The organism is Vibrio sp. 1S139, from assembly GCF_041439475.1.
GTDB classification, from domain to species: domain Bacteria; phylum Pseudomonadota; class Gammaproteobacteria; order Enterobacterales; family Vibrionaceae; genus Vibrio; species Vibrio crassostreae_C.
This window is the reverse complement of sequence record NZ_JBGOOD010000001.1, coordinates 168,838-186,063: the sequence shown is the minus strand read 5'-3', so window position 1 is coordinate 186,063 and position 17,226 is coordinate 168,838. Positions and strand designations below refer to the sequence as shown.

General features: G+C 45.2%; 17 protein-coding genes and 1 other annotated feature. Of the genes, 14 read left to right on the top strand and 3 right to left on the bottom strand.

Annotated features, from left to right (window positions below; genetic code table 11):
- The first annotated feature begins 44 nt into the window (after positions 1–44).
- The 8 genes from ACED46_RS00775 to ACED46_RS00740 all read left to right on the top strand — a co-directional run bounded on the left by ACED46_RS00775 (position 45) and on the right by ACED46_RS00740 (position 8,785).
- Positions 45–170: a trp operon leader peptide gene (locus tag ACED46_RS00775; protein ID WP_009848753.1), complete on the top strand. Its 126-nt coding sequence runs from the start codon at positions 45–47 to the stop codon at positions 168–170.
- Positions 117–231 (top strand) — a sequence feature (Trp leader region). It overlaps the preceding gene by 54 nt.
- A gap of 125 nt (positions 232–356) precedes the next feature.
- The gene (locus ACED46_RS00770) at positions 357–1,946 is read left to right on the top strand and encodes an anthranilate synthase component 1 (RefSeq protein WP_371720727.1); all 1,590 of its coding nucleotides are present in this window, start codon (positions 357–359) and stop codon (positions 1,944–1,946) included.
- 2 nt (positions 1,947–1,948) lie between these two features.
- Positions 1,949–2,557, top strand: coding sequence for an aminodeoxychorismate/anthranilate synthase component II (locus ACED46_RS00765; protein WP_017063544.1), 609 nt, complete (start codon positions 1,949–1,951; stop codon positions 2,555–2,557).
- 9 nt (positions 2,558–2,566) lie between these two features.
- Positions 2,567–3,562, top strand: coding sequence for an anthranilate phosphoribosyltransferase (gene trpD, locus ACED46_RS00760; protein WP_102332468.1), 996 nt, complete (start codon positions 2,567–2,569; stop codon positions 3,560–3,562).
- A gap of 25 nt (positions 3,563–3,587) precedes the next feature.
- On the top strand, positions 3,588–5,027 hold the full coding sequence (trpCF, locus tag ACED46_RS00755; RefSeq protein WP_017061499.1) for a bifunctional indole-3-glycerol-phosphate synthase TrpC/phosphoribosylanthranilate isomerase TrpF: 1,440 nt from the start codon (positions 3,588–3,590) through the stop codon (positions 5,025–5,027).
- 131 nt (positions 5,028–5,158) lie between these two features.
- Positions 5,159–6,349, top strand: a complete 1,191-nt coding sequence (gene trpB, locus ACED46_RS00750) for a tryptophan synthase subunit beta (RefSeq protein ID WP_048613233.1) — start codon at positions 5,159–5,161, stop codon at positions 6,347–6,349.
- Complete coding sequence (gene trpA, locus ACED46_RS00745; RefSeq protein ID WP_371720725.1) at positions 6,349–7,155, top strand: tryptophan synthase subunit alpha; 807 nt, start codon at positions 6,349–6,351, stop codon at positions 7,153–7,155. Before trpB ends, trpA begins: the two co-directional genes overlap by 1 nt.
- Before the next feature lie 310 nt (positions 7,156–7,465).
- Positions 7,466–8,785 (top strand): dicarboxylate/amino acid:cation symporter, encoded by a 1,320-nt coding sequence (locus tag ACED46_RS00740; RefSeq protein ID WP_321163247.1) that lies wholly within the window; start codon positions 7,466–7,468, stop codon positions 8,783–8,785.
- Between the two features lie 122 nt (positions 8,786–8,907).
- Here ACED46_RS00740 and ACED46_RS00735 read toward each other — a convergent pair whose 3' ends face one another.
- Together ACED46_RS00735 and hisC are read right to left on the bottom strand one after the other, a co-directional pair.
- Positions 8,908–9,681 (bottom strand): ABC transporter substrate-binding protein, encoded by a 774-nt coding sequence (locus ACED46_RS00735; protein WP_371720724.1) that lies wholly within the window; start codon positions 9,679–9,681, stop codon positions 8,908–8,910.
- A 10-nt stretch (positions 9,682–9,691) separates the two neighbouring features.
- A complete protein-coding gene (hisC, locus tag ACED46_RS00730; protein ID WP_371720723.1) occupies positions 9,692–10,834 on the bottom strand; it encodes a histidinol-phosphate transaminase in 1,143 nt (380 codons plus the stop codon).
- A gap of 181 nt (positions 10,835–11,015) precedes the next feature.
- On the opposite strand from hisC, the gene ACED46_RS00725 reads away from it, so the two are divergent.
- From ACED46_RS00725 to ACED46_RS00700, 6 genes are all read left to right on the top strand, one after another.
- Positions 11,016–11,903 carry a LysR substrate-binding domain-containing protein gene (locus tag ACED46_RS00725; RefSeq protein WP_371720722.1) on the top strand — a complete coding sequence of 296 codons (888 nt, stop codon included), beginning with the start codon at positions 11,016–11,018 and terminating at the stop codon, positions 11,901–11,903.
- A 285-nt stretch (positions 11,904–12,188) separates the two neighbouring features.
- A complete protein-coding gene (locus ACED46_RS00720) occupies positions 12,189–12,437 on the top strand; it encodes a hypothetical protein (protein WP_017069991.1) in 249 nt (82 codons plus the stop codon).
- A 133-nt stretch (positions 12,438–12,570) separates the two neighbouring features.
- Positions 12,571–13,137 (top strand): septation protein A, encoded by a 567-nt coding sequence (locus tag ACED46_RS00715; protein WP_017061509.1) that lies wholly within the window; start codon positions 12,571–12,573, stop codon positions 13,135–13,137.
- Between the two features lie 188 nt (positions 13,138–13,325).
- Positions 13,326–13,724: an acyl-CoA thioester hydrolase YciA gene (gene yciA, locus ACED46_RS00710; protein ID WP_009846426.1), complete on the top strand. Its 399-nt coding sequence runs from the start codon at positions 13,326–13,328 to the stop codon at positions 13,722–13,724.
- A 195-nt stretch (positions 13,725–13,919) separates the two neighbouring features.
- A complete protein-coding gene (locus ACED46_RS00705; protein WP_004741234.1) occupies positions 13,920–14,216 on the top strand; it encodes a YciI family protein in 297 nt (98 codons plus the stop codon).
- A gap of 1 nt (position 14,217) precedes the next feature.
- The gene (locus tag ACED46_RS00700; protein WP_017062026.1) at positions 14,218–14,613 is read left to right on the top strand and encodes a GspS/AspS pilotin family protein; all 396 of its coding nucleotides are present in this window, start codon (positions 14,218–14,220) and stop codon (positions 14,611–14,613) included.
- Between the two features lie 92 nt (positions 14,614–14,705).
- On the opposite strand, the gene metE is transcribed toward ACED46_RS00700, so the two are convergent.
- Positions 14,706–17,069, bottom strand: coding sequence for a 5-methyltetrahydropteroyltriglutamate--homocysteine S-methyltransferase (gene metE / locus ACED46_RS00695; RefSeq protein WP_371720721.1), 2,364 nt, complete (start codon positions 17,067–17,069; stop codon positions 14,706–14,708).
- Positions 17,070–17,226: the final 157 nt, after the last annotated feature.

The window sequence follows — 17,226 nt, the reverse complement described above, 5'->3', positions numbered from 1 at the left end:
TAACTAGTACACAAATACGAAGTATCACATTTGATAGGTTCACCATGTTACAAGAATTTAACCAAAACCATAAAGATAAAGTTTTAGAACTTTCTTCAGTAGAAGCAAGTTCAGAGCTTAATTGGTGGCGCACTTGGACAAGTTCTTGGTGGGCTAACGTGTACTTCTAATTAAACAGTTTGTTTATAAAAAAGTTATCACTAAGCCCGCTTTAATAGCGGGCTTTTTAATTTGTCGAACATCTCACATTCAACTGACTAACAAATCATCGAATTGACCATATTCTAGATTGGGTGAAAGGTATCTTTATGCGACTATGTACGGCAGGAAATTTAAAGAATCATAAAGGAGGTCTTGTGAACAAGGCCATTGAAATCAAAAAGCTGGGAACCATTGAGGTCATCAATTCCTCAGTTCCTTACTCGCAAGATCCAACCAGCGTTTTTCATACTTTGTGTGAAAACAAAACTGATAGTCTTTTGTTGGAATCTGCCGAGATTGAATCTAAACAGAACCTGACAAGCCTACTCCTTATCGACTCTGCTGTTCGCATCGTATGTCGCGGACATGAAGTAACCTTTCAAGCATTGACTGAAAACGGTCAAGCGCTTATCGAACATCTCACTCAAAACGTGAAAGCAGAAATTAAATCTGACCTTACTGATAACGTTTTGACGCTGACTTTTATCGAACCAAGCAACGAATTAGACGAAGACTCACGTTTAAGAGAAGCCTCTTCATTCGATGCACTGCGTTTGGTTCAGCACAGCTTTGAGCAAGACGCGGATAACAAACACGCATTATTCATGGCGGGCTTATTCGCTTACGACATCGTGGCAAACTTTGAGCCACTAGGTGATGCTGAAGCAACCAACAATTGTCCTGACTTTGTCTTCTATGTAGCTGAAACACTATTGCGTTTCGATCACCAAGAGAACGAAGGCCTACTTCACGCGAGCTTGTTCGCTCAAGATGACAGTATCAAAGCGCAATTAACTGACCGTTTAGCCGACATTAAAACTCAGTGCCAGTCACTGAAAGCAATCACTGAAGTAACGCCGCTCGACAACGTTGAAGCGGTACCGAGCGTTTCAGATGAAGACTTCTGCCAAACGGTTCGTGATTTAAAAGAGTACGTAGTTAAAGGCGACGTATTCCAAGTGGTGCCCTCACGCCGCTTTACTTTACCTTGCCCTGCTCCACTGGCGGCTTATAAAGAACTTAAACAAAGCAACCCAAGCCCTTACATGTTCTACATGCAAGATGAGCTATTTACTCTGTTTGGTGCTTCTCCAGAAAGCGCGCTGAAGTACGAAACTGAAACCAACCAAATCGAGATCTACCCAATTGCGGGCACTCGTCGTCGCGGTAAGCGTCCTGATGGTCAAATCGATTTCGACCTAGATAGCCGTATCGAGCTTGAACTGCGCACCGACAAGAAAGAAAACGCAGAACACATGATGCTAGTCGACCTAGCGCGTAACGATGTAGCACGTATCGCGGAAGCTGGCACTCGCCACGTAGCAGACTTGTTGAAAGTAGACCGCTACAGCCATGTAATGCACTTGGTTTCTCGTGTTGTTGGTCAGCTACGCGAAGACTTAGATGCTCTACACGCTTACCAAGCTTGTATGAACATGGGCACGCTAACGGGCGCACCAAAAATCCGCGCAATGCAGCTTATTCGTGATGTAGAAAAAACGCGTCGTGGTAGCTACGGTGGTGCAGTCGGTTACCTAACAGGTGAAAGTACTCTGGATACTTGTATCGTAATTCGCTCTGCTTACGTTGAAGATGGCGTGGCACAAGTACAAGCTGGCGCTGGTGTAGTATTCGACTCAGACCCACAAGCAGAAGCCGATGAAACTCGCGGCAAGGCACAAGCGGTTATCTCAGCGATTCAAGCAGCTCATACTAAGAACCTAACAAATAAGAAGGAGTCGTAATCATGGCTGATATTGTATTCATCGATAACTTCGACTCGTTCACTTACAACCTTGTAGACCAATTTCGTTCATTAGGTCACAGCGTAAAAATTTACCGTAACAACATTCCTGCAAAAGTAGTTGAAGCGGCGATCAACGAACTAGACAACCCTGTTGCACTGCTTTCACCAGGCCCTGGCGCTCCAGCAGATGCGGGCTGTATGCCAGAGCTTATTCAGCTTCTAAAAGGTAAAGTGCCAATGATTGGTATTTGCTTAGGCCACCAAGCGATTGTTGAAGCCTATGGCGGCACCGTTGCAGGCGCTGGCGAAATCATTCATGGTAAGGTGTCGATGATGGAACACCAAAACCATGCGACTTACCAAGGCTTACCTTCGCCATTGGCTATCGCTCGCTACCACTCTTTAGTGGCAACGCATGTATCTGATAGCCTAACGGTGACCGCTGAAGTAGATGATTTGGTGATGTCTGTGGTTCAAGAACAAGACAAGGTGTGTGGATTCCAATTCCACCCTGAATCAATTATGACGACCTACGGTGCAACGCTTCTAGCAAACGCTATCGAATGGGCTCTTGAGAAACCTCTTCGCCTTGAAAAGACTGGAAAATAGGAAACGATCATGGAACAGATTAATAAACTTTACGAACAGCAGTCTCTTACTCAAGAAGAAAGCCAACAATTGTTTGATGTGATCATCAAGGGGGAACTTGACCCAATCTTGATGGCTTCTGCGCTGACTGCACTAAAAATCAAAGGCGAAACGCCCGATGAGATCGCTGGTGCGGCGAAAGCACTGCTTGCGAATGCAAACCCGTTCCCTCGCCCTGATTACGATTTCGCAGACATCGTTGGTACAGGTGGCGACGGTCACAACACCATTAATATTTCGACGACTTCTGCATTTGTTGCCGCAGCGTGTGGCTTAAAAGTCGCGAAGCACGGTAACCGCAGCGTATCGAGCAAATCAGGCTCTTCTGACTTACTGGATTCGTTCGGTATCAACCTAGCGATGACAGCTGAAGACACACGTACGGCTGTTGATGAACTTGGCGTAGCATTCCTATTTGCTCCGCAATATCACGTTGGTGTACGTCACGCGATGCCGGTTCGTCAAACAATGAAAACGCGCACTATCTTCAATATTCTTGGCCCACTGATTAACCCTGCTCGCCCTAACATCGAGCTAATGGGTGTTTACAGCAAAGAGCTGGTACGCCCTATCGCAGAAACCATGCTGCAAATGGGCATGAAGCGTGCAGCTGTTGTGCACGGTAGCGGCCTAGATGAAGTAGCGATTCACGGCGAGACTATCGTTGCTGAGATTAAAGATGGCAAGATTCACGAGTACACAGTGACTCCGGCTGACTTTGGTTTGAACACTCACCCTCTTGAAGCAATCAAGGGCGGCGAGCCAGAAGAGAACAAAGCCATCACAACCGATATCCTGACGGGTAAAGGCACTGATGCTCAAGTTGGCGCAGTGGCAGTCAACGTTGCTCTACTGATGCGTCTGTTTGGTCACGAAGACCTAAAAGCCAACGCACAGCAAGCAATTGACGCGATGAACTCTGGCAAAGCATACGAGCTTGTACAAAAGCTTGCTGCACACGCCTAACGAACGACGAATCGAGACAAAGAACATGACACAGACTACCGATAAACTGTCGACCCACGTTTCAGTCAAAGAAGCTGAAATGGCGGAAGTATTAGCAAAAATCGTTCGTGATAAATACCAATGGGTTGAAGCACGTAAGCAGACTCAACCATTAGACGAGTTTAAAGCGTCACTAACTGCAACAGACCGCAGCTTTTATGACGCTCTGAGCGGAGAACAAACGGTTTTCATCACTGAATGTAAAAAGGCCTCTCCGTCAAAAGGTTTAATCCGTGACGAGTTTGACCTCGACTACATTGCTTCTGTTTACAACAACCACGCAAACGCGATTTCTGTGCTGACAGACGAGAAGTACTTCCAAGGTGACTTTGAGTTTTTACCTAAAGTTCGCAGCATTGCTAAGCAGCCTATCCTGTGTAAAGACTTCATGGTTGATACCTACCAAGTGTATCTAGCTCGTCATTACTCAGCTGATGCTATCTTGCTAATGCTATCGGTATTAGATGACGAAGAGTACAAAGCGCTGGCGGAAGTCGCTCACTCACTCAACATGGGTGTATTGACCGAAGTCAGCAACGAAGAAGAGCTTCACCGTGCAGTCGCTCTAAACGCTAAGGTGATCGGCATTAACAACCGTAATCTTCGTGACCTTTCGACTGATTTGAACCGTACTAAAGAGTTGGCGCCGCTGATTCGCGAACTGGCTCCAAACGCAGTTGTGATTTCAGAGTCTGGCATCTACACACATCAACAAGTTCGTGACCTTTCAACGTTTGCAGATGGCTTCCTAATCGGTAGCTCTCTAATGGCAGAGAAGAACCTCGAGCTTGCGGTACGCAAAGTAACACTGGGTGAAAACAAGGTGTGTGGTTTAACTCACTCTGACGATGCAGCAAAGGCTTATCAAGCTGGTGCGGTATTCGGTGGTCTGATATTCGTTGAAGCATCTAAGCGTCATGTGGATATCGAAGCGGCTCGTTTGACTATGAGCGGCGCACCTTTGAACTACGTGGGTGTGTTCCAAAACCACAGCGTTACTGACGTTGCGAAAACGGTTTCTGAGCTAGGCCTGTTCGCTGTGCAATTGCACGGTGATGAGTCTCAAGCGTTTGTCGATGAGCTAAAACAGTCACTACCTGAAAGCGTTGAGATTTGGAAAGCTTACGGTGTTGCTCCCGATGCTGAGAGCTCGCTACCAGAATTACTGGAAAGCAACGTGACTCGTCACCTGCTAGATACTAAAGTGGGTTCTCAAACTGGTGGCACAGGCCAAGTGTTCGATTGGAACCTAATCAACAACCAAAGCGCAATCATGTTGGCGGGTGGCCTAAACCCAGAAAATGCTAACCAAGCCGCTAAGTTGGGTTGCTTAGGATTAGACCTAAACTCTGGCGTTGAATCAGCTCCAGGTAAAAAAGACGCAGACAAGCTGCAGCGTGCTTTTGCTGCGATTCGCAATTACTAGTCCAAACTCGGCGCTAGAAATTAGAAAGCAGAAACTAAAAACATATTTGTGAGCTTTGCCTTTTGCGAAGCTCAAACAAGATTAAATGACTTGGTGTGAATACACATCAGTAGAATTGAAGGAATAACACAATGGCTAAACTCGATGCCTACTTTGGTGAATACGGTGGTCAATACGTACCGCAGATCCTAGTGCCAGCACTAGACCAACTTGAACAAGCATTTATCGATGCACAAGCCGATCCTGAGTTCCGCAGCGAATTCATGACGCTTCTTCAAGAGTACGCTGGTCGTCCAACGGCGCTAACGCTAGCACGCAACCTAACAAAAGGTACAAAAACCAAACTGTACCTAAAGCGTGAAGATCTACTTCACGGCGGTGCTCACAAGACAAACCAAGTTCTTGGTCAGGCATTGCTAGCAAAACGTATGGGTAAGCAGGAAATCATCGCTGAAACTGGGGCAGGCCAACACGGTGTGGCAACGGCTCTAGCGTGTGCTCTACTAGGTCTTAAGTGTCGTGTATACATGGGTGCAAAAGACGTTGAACGTCAAAGCCCGAACGTGTTCCGTATGAAGCTAATGGGCGCAGAGGTTATCCCTGTTCATTCTGGCTCTTCAACGCTAAAAGATGCATGTAACGAAGCGCTACGTGACTGGTCGGCAACTTATGAAGACGCGCACTACCTATTGGGTACTGCAGCGGGCCCTCACCCATTCCCAACGATTGTTCGTGATTTCCAACGCATGATTGGTGAAGAAACGAAGAACCAAATTCTAGCTCGTGAAGGTCGCCTTCCTGATGCAGTTATCGCGTGTGTCGGCGGTGGTTCAAACGCTATCGGTATGTTCGCGGATTTCATTGAAGAAGAGTCTGTACGCCTAATCGGTGTAGAGCCTGCTGGTAAAGGTATTGATACCGACCAACACGGCGCGCCGCTTAAACACGGTAAAACTGGTATCTTCTTCGGTATGAAAGCACCACTGATGCAAGATGAGAATGGTCAAGTAGAAGAGTCTTACTCTGTATCTGCGGGTCTAGACTTCCCATCAGTTGGCCCTCAACACGCGCACCTAAATGCTATTGGCCGTGCTGAATACGACAACGTAACCGATGACGAAGCACTAGAAGCTTTCCAAGCTATCGCACGTAACGAAGGTATTATCGCAGCGCTAGAGTCATCTCATGCTTTGGCTCATGCAATCAAAATGGCTCACGATGATCCAGAGAAAGAACAGCTATTAGTCGTTAACTTATCTGGCCGTGGTGACAAAGACATTTTCTCTGTACACGACATTCTTAAAGAGAAAGGAGCATTATAATGGATCGCTATCAATCACTCTTCACTCGCTTAGCTGAAAAGAATCAGGGCGCATTCGTACCATTCGTAACAGTTGGCGATCCTAACCCTGAGCAATCGCTTAAGATCATGGAAACTTTGGTTGAAGCGGGTGCAGATGCACTTGAGCTTGGTATTCCATTCTCCGATCCGCTTGCAGATGGCCCGACAATCCAAGGTGCAAACATTCGTGCGTTAGATTCAAAAGTAACGCCAGATGTGTGTTTTGATCTTATTGGTCAAATTCGTGCTAAATACCCAGATCTGCCAATCGGCCTACTGATGTACGCAAACTTGGTGTACGCACGTGGTATCGAGAACTTCTACGAGCGTTGTGCGAATGCAGGTATCGATTCAGTATTGATTGCTGATGTACCAACCAACGAGAGTGGCGAGTTTGTTGCTGCAGCTAAGAAGTTTGGTATTCACCCAATATTTATTGCTCCACCAACAGCAAGTGATGAGACGCTTCAATCGGTTTCTGAGCTAGGTGGTGGTTACACTTACCTACTTTCTCGTGCTGGCGTAACGGGTGCAGAAACCAAAGCAAACATGCCTGTGACAGCCCTACTTGACCGTTTGAACAAGTTTGATGCGCCACCAGCACTGCTTGGTTTCGGTATCTCTGCTCCTGAGCAAGTAAAAGAAGCCATCGAAGCTGGCGCTGCTGGTGCTATCTCTGGCTCTGCGGTTGTGAAAATCATTGAAAACAACGTTGAACAACCAGAAGCAATGCTTAAAGCACTTGCTAAGTTTGTTACGCCAATGAAAGCGGCAACGCAAAAATAATAAATAGGCTCCCACTAGTGCGATAATTAGCGCTGTGGGAGTTTTTCTCCGAGAACACGTCCAAACCCTCTCAATTGTTAAATTTCTGATAAAAACAACACCTCATACAAACCTGTAGCACACCTATAATACCCCACCAAAACATCACCACCATTTATAAAAATAATGACAAATCAAAAAGCAAACGTTTGCTTTAGTGTGAAAAATCATCAAATGACATTTGATTACTGCTTTTTGGTGTTCTTTCATCTCTGCTCATATTGATAAATGTAAAAGATACGTGTAAAACTTCTCGCGAAATATTAATCCAATGGTACATCGTACATTGGTGAGTAGTTCTGGGATTTTTATATTTAGTAGCACAGAGGTTATGGAAGTGTTAAAAGAAAAGAGTTTACTAAGCAACATCGGCGTTCAAGTCGTTATTGCAATGATCATCGGTACCCTAGTCGGTGCGATGATGGGTGACAGCGCAACTATGTTCGCTCCACTGGGTGCTATCTTCATCAATTTGATCAAGATGCTGGTTATCCCTCTAGTCGCGGTTGCCCTAATTTCAGGTGCTGCTGGTCTAGGCAACAGCTCATCAGCAGGTAAAGTGGGCGTGACCACTCTAGGTTACTTTGCACTAACGTCTGCACTTGCTGTAGCACTAGCGCTAGTAATGGGTGAAATATTCGAACCAGGTCGTGGTATCGATGTTTCTGGCGTTGAAGGCATGTTCTCTTCTGAATACGCTGCGAAAGGTGAACTTCCAACGTTCTGGGCAACCATCACAGGCATGATCCCGACCAACGTTTTCCAATCACTGAATGAAGCAAACATTCTGCAAATTCTAGTTTTCTGCTTATTCTTCGGTATTGCGATTTCTAAACAAGCGAAAGAGAAACGTGACCCTATCATCAATGGCGTAAACGCGATTGTTGACGCTATGGTTTGGATGATCAACAAGGTTATGATCATTGCACCACTAGGCGTATTCGGCCTAATGGCAGAAGCTGTGGGTACATTCGGCTTTGGCGCACTTATGGTTGTGTTCAAACTGTTCGTTGTCTACATCGCTGCGATTCTGATCTTCGGCTTTGTTGCTTACCCGCTAATGATTCAAATCTTCACTAAGACTTCTGCTAAGAAGTTCCTAGTGGCAATGAAGAAGCCTCAAGCGGTTGCACTATCAACAGCATCTTCAATGGCGACACTGCCAGTAACAATGGAAACGGTAGAGAAAGAACTTGGCGTTCGTAACTCTACGGCTTCATTCGTTCTGCCACTTGGTGCGACGATCAACATGTCTGGTAACGCAATTTACTATGGCCTAGTTGCTATCTTCTTCGCACAGCTGTTCAACATCGACCTGTCTATGGGTGCTTACGTTGCTATCATCGTAACGTCTACGCTTGGCGCAGTTGGTCAAGCGGGTGTGCCAGGTCCTTCTTTCCTAGTGGTTGCGGTTCTTCTAGCAGCTGGTATCCCTATCGAAGGTCTACCTCTGTTGTTCGCTTTAGACCGTATCTTCGACATGATTCGTACTGCTCTAAACATCACTGGTGATGCTGCATGTGCAGTCATCGTTGATTCTCTAATCGAAGACGAAGCGAAAGAAGCTGAGCTACAAAAACAGCAAGCGTAATATTAAAACGCTAAGTTGATGGTGACTTGAATTGACACCACCAGCATAAACTAGAAAATCCGAGAGCCTTACAGCCCTCGGATTTTTGTTTTTGGTGTTCTAATTTTTAGGCGTTAGACGAATTACAAATCAGCGCCATAGATATCAAACGTAAAGTACTTAGCGGCGATCTTGTCGTAAGTACCGTTCGCTCTGATCTCTTCAATCGCGGCATTGAATTGTTTCGCCAGTTTTGAATCCTGCTTTCTTAGTGCTAACGCCGTACCCTCGCCAATGTAGGCTTTGTCGGTTACTGCTTTACCTTTAAATTCAAAGCCCTCACCTTCTTTTTTATCTAAGAAAGCTAATGACAGTTGATCCGAGTTGCCAAAGGTTAGATCTAGACGACCATTTTGCAGATCCAGATAAACTTCATCTTGCCCTGTGTAACGCTTAATGTTGGCAACATTGCCAAACTTGTCGGTTACGTAGCGATCGTGAATCGTACCTTGCTGAACACCTATGGTTTTGCCCGCTAAGCCTGCCTGATCGACGCTGAACTCAGCGCTTTTAGCAGCAACAAATACGGCTGGTGTTTGGTAGTACTTATCAGTAAACAAGATCTTACGCTTACGCTCTTCGGTGATACGCATTGACGCCATGATCACATCTGACTTTCTTGCCAACAAACTTGGAATTAGCGAGTCCCAGCTTTGTGAAACCCAAGTACAATCGAGTTTAGCTTGCTCACACAAAGCATCAGCTATCTCAATATCAAACCCGACAGGCACACCGTCGCTGTTTTTATAGTTGAATGGCGGATACGTAAAGTCCGACGCTAAACGGATTTCTTTCGCCTGTACCGTTGTACCAAGTAAAGCGGCCGCACAAGCGAGTCCTAGTATTATCTTTTTCATCATTGCCATCCTAGATATGATCTTTATCGAGTTGAGATTGAATTTCTTTATGTTGAGCTTGTTGAATTTGTTTGCCTTGTTGACTCTGTTCTAATTCGGTTTGGTAACGTGTTAGTGACGTTATCACTTCTAGCATGCTCTCTTGGCTACCAATACTGATTCGAACACAGTTACGCAAAGCCGGTTCATGGTTTTGGTTCCTTGTCACAATGCCGTCCTTCGCCAAGACACTGAACACTTGGTGCCCTGCTTTTTGACGCAGCAAAATGAAGTTTGTCGATGAAGGGTAAACAGACTCGATGAAATCAAACCGCGTTAGCTCACAAGCAAACCAGTTACGTAGTTCAACCAGCTTTTGCGTCGCGTCTTGCATCACTGAGACTCGTTCATCGGACAAAGCGTCTAGCACGATTTGAGATGAGCAATCTGGCATCGGATACGGTGGAATCAGCTTCGCGACATACTGCATCACATTTTGACTCGCTAAGATAAAACCACAACGAACTGCAGCCAGTCCAAATGCCTTAGACAAAGTGCGAATCACAACCAAGTGCGGATAACGCTCAATAAGGCTAACAGCTGACGTTTGTGGTTCAAATTCGATATACGCTTCATCGACGGCCACTAGAGATTTTCCAGTCGTGCCTTCCAGTACCTGAATCAAATCCGATTTAGGAATCACATTGCCCGTTGGATTGTTTGGTGAGCAAAGAAACACGATATTCGCCAGTTTTGCCTTATTCACAATATCAGCGACGTTCAGGCTAAAGTCTTCTTGCAATGGAGAGTCCAAGGTATTAATCGCCAATGCATCAGCGCAAAACTCATACATCGCATACGTTGGTGAACAAATAAGTATGTTATCGCTCACCGGTTTACAGAATGTTCTGATCAGCAAATCAATCGCTTCATCTGCACCACGAACAGCAACAGTCGCAGCATCAGTACCACAGTAATCTTGGTAAGCCTTAGCAATATCTTGTGGTAAGAAGTCTGGGTATCGGTTGTGGCTTGCTTCTCCTTGAAACAGCGAGCTTTCCAATTCATTGGCGTTTAGCCAGACACGTCCATCACCACCAATTCTTCTTGCCGATTGATAAGGTATTAATTTTTTTACAGCCTGAGGCACTAAGCTATCAATAAAAGATGTCAAGAAGCTATCCCTTTCACAAAATCACAATGTCTTCATCATTGCCTTCATATTCAAAAAATGTGACTTATACACATATTGAATCACATATGATGACTAAGTATTTACATTCAAACAGAACACTATTGATAAATGAATCGAAATAATCACATAATAGCCATGATATAAAATCATAGGTAAAGATATGAATCGCACACTTCCTTCAACCAAAACCTTGCTCGCGTTTTTGTCTACTGCAAGGCATCTCAACTTTACGCGCGCGGCACATGAGCTCAATGTTACGCAGGGTGCAGTGAGTCGTCAGGTATTGTCGTTTGAAGAAAACCTTGGCTGTGATCTCTTCTATCGCCATGCTCGCGGGCTGTCTTTAACCCCGAAAGGAGAAGAACTGGTTCCCCTGATACAAGGAACGATTCATCAGCTGCAATCGGCTCTCAATCAAGTGGCTAGCTCTCCCTCTAAGATCAAACTCAACGCACCGAGCTGTATTACCTCTTGGTTGTTGCCTAAGCTGATGTCTTTTCAGCAAGCCTATCCTGAAATTGATGTCGAACTCACATCGACCATCAAGCACGTCTTCGAACCAAGCTTTGACCCGTTTGACGCCGTAATTACCTATGGTAAGAAACCAAACCAACAATCGATTGTCAGCCAATTATTGTTTAACGAGCAGCTAGCGCCCGTTTGCCAAGCACAAAGCATTACGCAGAGCCATCTTATCAACAACGCGTCGACCATCATCAAGCCACACAAGCTTGCCCAATACACTTGGCTACACGCCAACAATGAGCAAAGTGATTGGCGACTTTGGTTAGAGCACATAGGCAGCCACGACCTTTCAAGCAAGAACAACCAACAATTCGCGACACTCGATCAAGCGATGAACGCCGCCATTCAAGGGTTTGGTATTGCCATAGGCGACATCACGCTGGCCAAGCAAGATATTGATTTGGGTAGATTGGTGAAAGTGAGTGAAGGCAGTGTCTTCTCTGGAAATGGTTACTTCTTACTGCAACCCAAGAATCGACAAAATACATCCTTATCTACGCTGGTTGATTGGCTTGTCGATTAGCGGTAATCATCGTTGGTAGGCTCCACTATATGCGGCAGTAGAGCGTCATAATGAGAATTTTACCGTTCTCAAAATGAAACTATTTGATGTCTGTTGCGTATTGATTGTCAGAGAATAGAACGAGCCTTCCTTTAACTATTTGAAAAGAAGTTCAATTCTATTTAGTCGGGAATTTGTTCTGTTCCGTTGGAGAAAATGGCATTCGAATTGCTTTGTCATAGATAACCCAACCAATATACAGCAGGTTGCAACAATTTAACTGCAGCTTTTCACGGAGGATAGGCTATGACCTTACAAAGACATACGTATTACGGCTTGATTCACCATGGAATTAAAACCCTTTTAATGGACAGAATTGGCCACTTCACAGAGCGTGAATATCACGAGTATCTCGACTTAACGACCGGTAAATCGACATGTTTTGCCATGAGTGAGCAAGAGCTCGAAAACACCTTAGACAGCTTAAAGAGCGAAGGTTACCTTGAAGATATCAAAAAGCTGATACCTCGCTATCAAACCTCGTCAATGCGATAACCTGCTTCAACTCTTTAAACACGATGAGTGGTTAGATTGAATTAATTGGCACCCAATTGTCTCGAGCTATTTAGCATCGAGACAGTTTTCGTTAGACTGTCAGCAACTCAACTAACTGGATAGTCAGTGTCTCATGAAACAAATTCTTGATTTCATTCCTCTCATTATTTTCTTTGCGCTTTATAAGATGTACGACATCTATACCGCGACCGGCGCTTTGATCGTTGCCTCTGCAGTTCAAATTATTTTGACTTATTTCATCTACAAGAAAGTCGAAAAAATGCAGGTCATCACCTTTCTAATGGTTGCCGTATTTGGTGGCATGACCATCTTCTTGCACGACGACAACTTCATTAAATGGAAAGTCACCATCGTTTACGCACTGTTTGCGATTGGCCTGACGGTCAGTCACATCATGGGCAAATCAGCGATTAAAGGTATGTTAGGCAAAGAGATCACACTGCCTGATTCGGTATGGGGCAAGATCAACTGGGCATGGACGCTGTTCTTTACCCTATGTGCCGTTCTCAACGTTTACGTTGCTTTCAGCCTACCGTTGGATGTTTGGGTCAACTTCAAAGTGTTTGGTCTACTCATCGCGACCTTGCTCTTCACCTTGCTCACTGGTGTTTATATCTATAAGCATCTACCAAAAGACCAGCAGAAAGAGTTAACGGATAAAAATACCGACGAGAAATAGCCCTTAGGGATGAGCCCTCATACCCTATTTGATACAATTATTATCAATATGCGATTGGCCAATGATACTCGTGATCATTGGCCGTTGATTATTTGTGTTCGGTGAAGACGTTAAAAATTAGACCACCACGAGTCTCGTAAACACATCTATTTTTATATAAAACAATCAATACCATTAAGAGTACGACAATGACTATTCAATCAACTTTGAACCCGATTGGTTCTTTACTTCTTCGCACATTAGCGATGCCTTCTGATACAAATGCAGCAGGCCAGATTTTCGGTGGTTGGATAATGTCACAGCTTGACCTTGCTGGCGGCATACTGGCAAAAGAGATATCTAACGGCAAGATAGTCACGGTTTCAGTATCGAGTATCGAGTTCAAACAGCCGGTTTCAGTGGGTGATGTTGTGTGTGTTTATGGTGACTGCACTAAGATTGGTCGCAGCTCGATGAATATCGACCTAGAAGTCTGGGTTAAGCCTGTACTTGATCACGGTATCGGCGACCGCTACAAGGTTTGTGGCGCGACATTCAACTACGTTGCGGTTGATGAAAGTGGTAAGCCTCGCTCTATCAATAAATAGGACTTTTCACTCAGTCGTTCATGTAAGTGGTCTTTAGTTTCAGCAAATGAAATAGCTAAAGACCATAGCGCTCTCTCGCACCAATTCACAATTTCTTATCATTAACCCTTCCAATACCAATTAGTTCGCGTAAATTAGCAAGATAGCGAATTTAAACGCCCCAAATTTAGTGAAGTAAAATAAGGATATCTCAATATGTGGTACGTGATTTTTTCTCAAGACGTCGAAAATTCATTAGAAAAACGCCTAAGTGTTCGCCCACAACATCTAGAACGCCTACAAACACTTCACGATGAAGGCCGACTGTTAACAGCAGGTCCAATGCCAGCGATTGATTCAGATAACCCTGGCGAAGCAGGCTTTACAGGTTCAACTGTGATTGCTGAATTTAACTCTTTGGAAGATGCACAAGCATGGGCAGACGCTGACCCGTACATTGATGCTGGCGTTTACCAAAATGTGATTGTAAAACCATTCAAGAAAGTATTTTAACGTGAAAAAATGGATTATTGGCTCACTGGCTTTAGCTCTGCTTGCAGGCTGTGCTTCAAGTGAGCAAGACGAACAAAGACAGCTAGAGATGATGGCGCAGCACCGAGCTGGCGTTTTATCTGCAGGCCTGCCGATTGAGTATGGCCCACTGTCGGTCATGCGCGTGCTAGCAAAAAACACGGTTATCGAAATCATGATGATCTACAACCAAGATGCAAAAGGTGCTAAGCCTTTAAACCAAGTTGTAGACATGAGTGTGAATAGCTACTGCACCAACTCTGAAGTGAGAGCAAACCTTGATATGGGCTTGGCTTACAACATCAAGATTCGCAACACTCGCGGACAACTGATGGTTGAGAAGTTGATCAGCAAAGAGACGTGTCAGAGCAGCAGCTAGATTCTAGCTCGAGATTCGAACAAGTATAAAACCAGAAGGCCTCGCAAATGCGAGGCCTTTGTTTTATGAAGCAATCAAAATCCTAAGCTGAATTATGCCTCGGTTGATTCCCACTCTTTACGCAGTGCTTTAGTTGCCGAAACTAAGTTAGTCAGCGCCGCTTCCGTCTCTGCCCAGTTCCGTGTCTTCAGCCCACAATCAGGGTTTGCCCACAAACGTTCCGCTGGAATTTTCTCTGCCGCTTTCTTAAGTAAATCAACAATCCACTCTTCTGACGGGATGTTTGGTGAGTGAATGTCATAAACGCCAGGTCCAATCGCATTCGGGTAGTTGAACTCTTCAAATGCTTTCAGCAGTTCCATGTTCGAGCGAGAAGTCTCAATGGTAATCACATCGGCATCTAGCGCGGCTACTGAATCAATGATCTCGTTGAACTCACTGTAACACATGTGGGTATGAATCTGAGTTTCTGGTTTAGCACTTGCCGCTGAGATCTTAAAGGCATCGACCGCCCACTCTAGGTATTCTGCGTGGTCGCGCTTTTTCAATGGCAGACCTTCACGAATCGCTGGTTCATCGATTTGGATAATGTTGATGCCCGCGTCTTGCAAATCAGACACTTCATCTCGCAGCGCAAATGCCAATTGATTAGTGATCTCTTTGCGTGAAATGTCTTCACGTGGGAATGTCCAACATAAGATAGTGACTGGGCCTGTCAGCATCCCTTTCATCTGCTTCGAGGTCAGAGATTGGGCATAGGTCGACCATTCTACGGTCATCGGCTTCTCACGCTCTATATCCGCGACCACAATCGCCGGCTTCACGCAGCGTGAGCCATAGCTTTGTACCCAACCAAACTTAGTGGTTTGAAAGCCTGCTAGGTTTTCTGCAAAGTACTCCACCATGTCGTTACGTTCAGCTTCGCCATGAACAAGCACATCCAAATCCAGTGCTTCTTGACGTTTAACGGCATCCGCAATATGGCCTTTCAATGCAGTGTTATATTCCGCTTCACTCAGTTTGCCAGTGCGGTAAGCGCTACGTTGAACACGGATCTCGCCTGTCTGTGGGAATGAACCAATGGTTGTGGTTGGTAACAGCGGTAAGCCTAACACCTCAGACTGGTGCGCGGCACGTTCTGCGTATGGAGCAGTGCGCTCTGCTAGCGCTTTAGTTATCGTGTTAATACGAGCTTGAACTTGCGGCTTATTCACATGAGTTGCACTCTTGCGTGCAACAATCGGGTGGCTATACGTCTCACACGCTAAAATGGCATTTTGGTCGCCGTCTAACGCCGCACCCAATAAGCTCACCTCAGTGACTTTCTGTTTTGCAAAGGCAAACCAACTCTTCACTTCTTCGCTAAGCGTCTCTTCTAACTCAAGGTCGACTGGGCTATGCAGCAATGAACATGAACTTGCGACCCATAGTTTATCGCCTAGCTTTTCTTTCACTGGTTGCAGCAACTCAAGCTGCGCGGCTAAGTCTGCTCGCCAAACATTGCGTCCATTGATTGCACCCGCAGAAAGTACCCAATCTTCCGGTAACTTATTCACCACTTCATCGAGTTGCTGCGGTGCGGCAGCCAAATCGATGTGTAAGCCGTTGACGGGCAACTCCACGATCTTGCCCAACGTATCAGTCACAGAATCAAAGTAAGTGGTCAGCAATAGTTTCACATCGCCTTGAATCACTTGATAAGCCAACTTGAATGAATCTGCCCACTTAGTCTCAAGTTCCAGAGATAGAATGGGCTCATCGATTTGCACCCACTCAACGCCCAACTTGGAGAGTTTTGCCAGAATCGCTTGATAGGCAGTAAGAAGGCGAGGCAATAGAGTTAAGCGATCAAAGCCCTCTTCCACTTCTTTGCCTAAGTACAAATATGACAGTGGGCCGAGAAGTACAGGCTTAACTTTGTGTCCTGCTTTTATCGCTTCGTTCACTTCGTCAAACAGCTGCGGCCAGCTTACTTCAAAGGTGTCGTCTTTACTGAACTCAGGAACAATGTAGTGGTAGTTAGTGTTGAACCATTTCGTCATATCTGATGCTGCTGCACCATCTTTAGCGCTTTCAGAGCCGTGCTTAGCGCCACAACAAGTTGGCTGCCTTTGAGATTGTATTTGAGTTTGAGATTGACCGCGACCAACGCGGAACAAGGTATCTAAATCTGGGAAGGCTTTTTCACCTTCTGATCCACCAGCGTGACGCTCAGGTACATGACCTAGAAGTAACGTCGTTGTTAGAACATGGTCGTACCATGCGAAGTCACCCGCAGTTGCAAAGCTTAGATTCGCCTTAGCTTGTACATTCCAGTTACGATTTCTTAGTTCGCTACCGAGTTGCTTTAAATCTGTTTGGTTAATCTCACCGCGCCAGTATTTTTCTAAAGTGAATTTGAGTTCGCGTTTTTCGCCGATACGTGGGTAGCCTAAAATATGCGTTGTCGTAGTCATGAACCTGTTCCTTATTCAATAATTTTTAGTGTTCGATCAAACTGCCTAGCTTATGGTTTAAGTTCTTTACAAGGCGTCTAGATGGCTAAACTATCTCCCTAATCTGAACGATGAACAACGTCCAAATATTCATCTTGTTTATTAAAAATATTCATCT

What these genes read in the sequence shown, in the direction of transcription:
- ACED46_RS00705 (WP_004741234.1), top strand. Translation starts at nt 13,920, where the DNA reads ATGTGGTACGTGATTTTTTCTCAAGACGTCGAAAATTCATTAGAAAAA.
- ACED46_RS00725 (WP_371720722.1), top strand. Translation starts at nt 11,016, where the DNA reads ATGAATCGCACACTTCCTTCAACCAAAACCTTGCTCGCGTTTTTGTCT.
- trpCF (WP_017061499.1), top strand. Translation starts at nt 3,588, where the DNA reads ATGACACAGACTACCGATAAACTGTCGACCCACGTTTCAGTCAAAGAA.
- yciA (WP_009846426.1), top strand. Translation starts at nt 13,326, where the DNA reads ATGACTATTCAATCAACTTTGAACCCGATTGGTTCTTTACTTCTTCGC.
- ACED46_RS00775 (WP_009848753.1), top strand. Translation starts at nt 45, where the DNA reads ATGTTACAAGAATTTAACCAAAACCATAAAGATAAAGTTTTAGAACTT.
- metE (WP_371720721.1), bottom strand. Translation starts at nt 17,069, where the DNA reads ATGACTACGACAACGCATATTTTAGGCTACCCACGTATCGGCGAAAAA.
- trpB (WP_048613233.1), top strand. Translation starts at nt 5,159, where the DNA reads ATGGCTAAACTCGATGCCTACTTTGGTGAATACGGTGGTCAATACGTA.
- ACED46_RS00740 (WP_321163247.1), top strand. Translation starts at nt 7,466, where the DNA reads ATGGTACATCGTACATTGGTGAGTAGTTCTGGGATTTTTATATTTAGT.
- trpA (WP_371720725.1), top strand. Translation starts at nt 6,349, where the DNA reads ATGGATCGCTATCAATCACTCTTCACTCGCTTAGCTGAAAAGAATCAG.
- ACED46_RS00715 (WP_017061509.1), top strand. Translation starts at nt 12,571, where the DNA reads ATGAAACAAATTCTTGATTTCATTCCTCTCATTATTTTCTTTGCGCTT.
- ACED46_RS00735 (WP_371720724.1), bottom strand. Translation starts at nt 9,681, where the DNA reads ATGAAAAAGATAATACTAGGACTCGCTTGTGCGGCCGCTTTACTTGGT.
- ACED46_RS00765 (WP_017063544.1), top strand. Translation starts at nt 1,949, where the DNA reads ATGGCTGATATTGTATTCATCGATAACTTCGACTCGTTCACTTACAAC.
- ACED46_RS00720 (WP_017069991.1), top strand. Translation starts at nt 12,189, where the DNA reads ATGACCTTACAAAGACATACGTATTACGGCTTGATTCACCATGGAATT.
- trpD (WP_102332468.1), top strand. Translation starts at nt 2,567, where the DNA reads ATGGAACAGATTAATAAACTTTACGAACAGCAGTCTCTTACTCAAGAA.